Source organism: Nocardioides sp. Soil796, from assembly GCF_001429525.1.
In the GTDB taxonomy this organism is placed as follows: domain Bacteria; phylum Actinomycetota; class Actinomycetes; order Propionibacteriales; family Nocardioidaceae; genus Nocardioides.
In genome coordinates this window covers 1-4,316 of the sequence record NZ_LMSQ01000019.1, presented here as the reverse complement: position 1 = coordinate 4,316, position 4,316 = coordinate 1, and the positions used below count along the sequence as shown (strand labels likewise).

The following is a 4,316-nucleotide window of genomic DNA, read 5'->3' as shown; positions in this document are numbered from 1 at the left end:
CTCGGTCTCGCGGACCCGGTTGGTGGCGTTGCCCTCGGCCTTGCCGAACGTGGCGTCGATCAGTGCGTCGAACGTGGCGTCGGTCATGGTCTGCTGGATCAGCCGCTCGGCCTCGACCTGGAACGCGTCGACGTAGGTGAAGGTCAGCCCGAGCGCGTCGCGGGCGGCCTGGACGGCGGCCTTGGCGTTGCGGGTGTGGCGGATCGAGAACGACGACTCGCANGACCGGGGTGACGAGGATGCGGAACGCGCTGGTGCCGTCGTGGCTGTTGAGCGCGGCGATGTTCAGGTCGACGCGGTCGGTGCCGCCGACCGTCAGTGAGTCCGGCAGCTGCATGGTGATGAACACCTGCCGCCCGCCGCGCAGCGACCCGGCGGTGTCGAAGATCGCGCCGGACTCGTCGGCCAGCAGGTTCAGGAAATCGGCGTGGTCCTCGTTCTGCAGCGGCGTGTAGCCGCCGCCGACGACGCCGAGCGCCTCGGGTGCTCCGGTGAACGGGTTGGTGCGCACCGTGGCGAAGCCGGGGACCTCGATGGGGGTGACGCCGCCGTCGCTGACCTCGGCGGTGGTGAGAGGCAACTTGCGGACGTCCCAGCCGCCCAGGTGCCCGAGCCTCATGGCCTCCTCGGCGGTGAACGCGCGGTCGCGGACGGTGGTGCCGAGCCGGTGCCAGGCGTCCTTGCGGGCGAAGACGGCCGCTGCCTGGGTGCCGTGGGTCTCGATCTCGTGTGCCATGTCGGTGGTCCTCCTGTGTCGGAAATCAAACGAACTGCGTTCATTCTATTCTTTCTATTCCACTGAGGGCGGTTCTCCACAGGAAGAACCGCCCTCAAGGGGAGAGGGTGGTCAGGCCGCGTCGGTGCTCGCGTCGTTCTCGACGGCCTCGGCCTCGTCGTCGGTGGCGCTTTGGTCGCTCGGCTCCTCGCCGATCAGCAGCCGCTCGACGTCGCTGGGCTGGTAGCCCCACTCGATGAGCGCGGCGAGCATGCGGGCGTCCCACTGGCTCGGGTTGCGCCACGTGTGTTTGCCGATGGAGTCCTCCCACGCCGCGACGACGGCGGCGAGTGTGGTCATGATCGCGCCCTTGGGGCTGGTGGCCCGGGTCGCGATCTTTTGGCACTCCTCGTAGCCTGCGCCGTAGTAGCCGCTGGGCACGTCGATGCCGAGCAGGCCGAACAGCCTCGGGTGCCGGTGCTCCATGGCCTTGCTCAGCGTGTGGTGGCCGGTGACGACGGCCTCGCAGATCAGGGCCTCGGCACCCTTCGGCGCGGTCTTGCGGGCCACGAACGTACTCAGCCAGTCCCGGCGCACGGTCTCGGCGCTGGCCCAGGCCTTGTTGTTCGCGATGACGCGGCGGCGCTCCTGGCGGCGGGCCTCGGCCTCGGCCTCGGCGGCGGCGTCGGTCCCCGGGTCGTGAGCCTCGGCGTCGTCGCCCTGGTCGTCGTCGGTGCGACCGACACGGCTCCGGTGGACGAGTCCGCTGGCCTCGATGTCGGTGACCACCCACAACAGCCGGTAGACCTTCACCGGCTCGGCGTACTCGTCCTCGGCGTCGGCGTCGGCGTCCTCCTCGCCCTCGGTGGCCTCCGGCTCGGGGTACTCCCAGTCCTCGGTGACGATCACCGCGACGCCAGAGAGGTTCGGCCACTCCTCGACCGGCACCGGCTCGCCCTCAGGGGTGCGCATGTCTTCCAGCACCAGCGACCCGTCCGTCTCGTCGGCCTCCTGCGCGGAGAGCACTGGCAGGCCCTCGGCCCGCAGCCGCACGACCTCGGCGGCGTACGCCTCGCGCTCGGCGGCTTCGTCGCGCAGCTTCTGGGCGACATGCTCGACCGAGTCGCCCCAGCGCGTGGTCCGTGCACGCTCCAGGCGCTCGGCGGCATCGGGGTCGTGCTCGAACTCGGCGAAGATCGCGGCCTCTTGGAGAGTCAGGTCGCCGGATTCCNCGGTTGCGGGTCTGGTCGGCCTTGGTGACCGCCAGGGCGGCGTTCACGGTCGGGCGGTCGATGGAGGTCCGCTTGGCGATCTGCGCGGCGCTCACACCGATCAGGGCCAACTGCTCGACGCCCGCAACGATCTCGGTCTCGCGCATCCCGGCGCGGTGGATGTTCTCCACCATCTGGTCCCCGATCCGGTCGGCCTCGTCGGGCAGGGGGACGACGCGGGCCGGGATGAATCCGGTTGGGGTGCCGACCTCGGCGGCGGTGACGGTGCGGCGCTGGCCGCGCAGCAGGACGTACTGCCCGTCCTCGTTGCGGTAGACGGTCACGGCCTCCAGCACGCCGCGCTCCTTGATCGACTTGCGGAACTCCTTGTGGTCGGCGCGCAGGTCGGTGCGGACGTTGCTGCCGATGATGATGTCGGCGGGGTCCAGGTGCAGGAACTCCTCGGTGGCCTCGCGAGCGAGGGTGTCGATGGGGGTCTGGATGGTGTCGGTCATGCGGCTGTCCTCCGTGAGTAGAATAGAAAGAACTGACAGGGCTAAGCCTGCCAGTGGGAGCCGACGTCTACCCGCCCTCGGGCCGGACCTGTGGAAAGGTGGGCGCGTCTCCGATGGTGGGGATAACCCGCCCGCGTAGGCGCGGCCTCGGCTGGCGTCGCGTCGAGGCGCGGCTGCGCCCCTCGGAGCTGGAAACGGAAGGAAACGCGGGACGGTGAGAACAGCTGCGCAGTGCCCCGGCCGGGAATGCAGCGGCGTTGGTGTTAGCGGCCGCAGCCGGCCGCCGGCGGACGAGACCAGGGAGTGACCAGGTGACGAGCCAGACCACGATCCCGGTCGGGATCTACTGGAAGCCCGGCGTGTGGGACCTCGCCCGATCGGCGTACATCGCGGACCTGGACACCGACCCGGACTCACCCGGTGCCTTCGTCGGCTGGCTCGCCCAGGCGCTCGAGCTGCACGCCCGCCGCGCGTCACAGCAGCGGGCCGACATTGCCGCGGCCGCCGAACGTCATCGCGCGCAGGTGAGTACCAGGAAGAGCTTCAGCAAGAAGCACGACCTGCCTGCCTCGACGATCGAGGCGGTCGAGGACGCGATCGTCACCGACCGCCAGGAGCTCGGGCGCGCCATCGGTCGCTCGGCGTTTGCCATGGAGGCGGTCATCGTGGCCGCCGACGAAGCACGCCGGCGCCTGGGCCGCGAACTGCCTCCGCCTCCGCAGAAGCTCAGCAACCGACCGCCGCGGCGCCGGCCGGCACACTTCAGCTGACCTCGCCCCGGTCCGCTCGAGCTCGGCCGGTCGGCCAGGCCAATCTTGTCGAAAGCGGCCCGTTGTGTCGGCGGCCGCGGCTACTGTCTGGCTCGCCCCGATCCGGTACCCGAGAGCCGGATCGGGGCCTTCTGCTGCCCGGGGGGGCCTCGAGCCACGTTGCGCCGGCACTGATCGCTCCCCGGGCCCCTGGTCGACCTAGGAGACTGCGGGACGGCACGCGTCCTGCCTGAACCTAGGAAGAGCGCATGTCGACAGGGACTGCTGCACAGATAGGTGACATCTGAATCTGCGTCGATGTGTCGGCGCTGGAAGGATGTTCCCCATGCCAAAGGCGTTCCCCAAGGAGTTCCGCGAGGACGTGATCCGGGTCTACAAGGACTCGGACTCCTCAGTTGCCCAGGTCGCGAAGGACTTCGGCATCTCGCCGTCGTGCCTGAAGCGATGGCTCACGATCGACGAACGGAACTCATCACGATCATCAGGTCGTATGAGCCCGACGACTGAGTCCGATGCGCTGCGTGAAGCGAACAAGCGGATCAAGCTGCTCGAACAAGAGAACGAGGTCCTGCGTCGCGCTGCTGCGTACCTTTCGCAGGCCAACCTGCCGGGAAAATGATGTACCCGCTCGTCCGCGAGCTGGCCGCAAAGGACGCCCCGCTGCGGGTGACCGTCGCGGTGACGTGCCGGGTCCTCAACATCGCACGCCAGCCCTACTACCGCTGGCTGAAGTGCCCGGTCACCGACACCGAACTGGCCGCCGCCTACCGCGCCAACGCCCTGTTCGACGCGCATCGTGACGACCCTGAGTTCGGCTACCGATTCCTGGTCGACGAAGCGAAGGAGGCTGGCGAGTCGATGGCCGAGCGGACGGCCTGGAGGATCTGCTCCGAGTTGGGTTGGTGGTCCTCGCACGGCAAGAAGCGCGGCAGCAACGGCAAGAAGCCAGGGCCGCCGGTCCACGACGACCTGTGCGCCGTCGTCGACAAGCACGGCGTGACGCGGCACGAGTTCAAGGCCGACAACGCGAACGAACTCTGGCTGGCCGACTTCAAATGCCGACGTCGGCATTTGAAGTCCTATGCCGACGTTCGAACTATGCCGA

At 69.0% G+C, this 4,316-nt stretch carries 3 protein-coding genes and 2 pseudogenes; 3 read left to right on the top strand and 2 right to left on the bottom strand.

Annotated elements, in window-relative coordinates; genetic code table 11:
* Together ASH02_RS27575 and ASH02_RS17320 are read right to left on the bottom strand one after the other, a co-directional pair.
* Positions 1-222, bottom strand: a pseudogene (locus ASH02_RS27575) (DUF932 domain-containing protein); the annotation flags it as partial.
* 1 nt (position 223) lies between these two features.
* The coding region (locus ASH02_RS17320; RefSeq protein ID WP_235539073.1) for a DUF932 domain-containing protein at positions 224-736 on the bottom strand (513 nt) is incomplete at its 3' end.
* A 2,016-nt stretch (positions 737-2,752) separates the two neighbouring features.
* Between ASH02_RS17320 and ASH02_RS17305 the strand changes: the two genes are divergently transcribed.
* From ASH02_RS17305 to ASH02_RS26690, 3 genes and pseudogenes are all read left to right on the top strand, one after another.
* The gene (locus ASH02_RS17305; RefSeq protein ID WP_056680684.1) at positions 2,753-3,211 is read left to right on the top strand and encodes a hypothetical protein; all 459 of its coding nucleotides are present in this window, start codon (positions 2,753-2,755) and stop codon (positions 3,209-3,211) included.
* A gap of 325 nt (positions 3,212-3,536) precedes the next feature.
* Positions 3,537-3,830, top strand: coding sequence for an IS3 family transposase (locus ASH02_RS17300; protein ID WP_056680686.1), 294 nt, complete (start codon positions 3,537-3,539; stop codon positions 3,828-3,830).
* Positions 3,827-4,316, top strand: a pseudogene (locus ASH02_RS26690) (hypothetical protein); the annotation flags it as partial. The gene ASH02_RS17300 and the pseudogene ASH02_RS26690, both read left to right, overlap by 4 nt.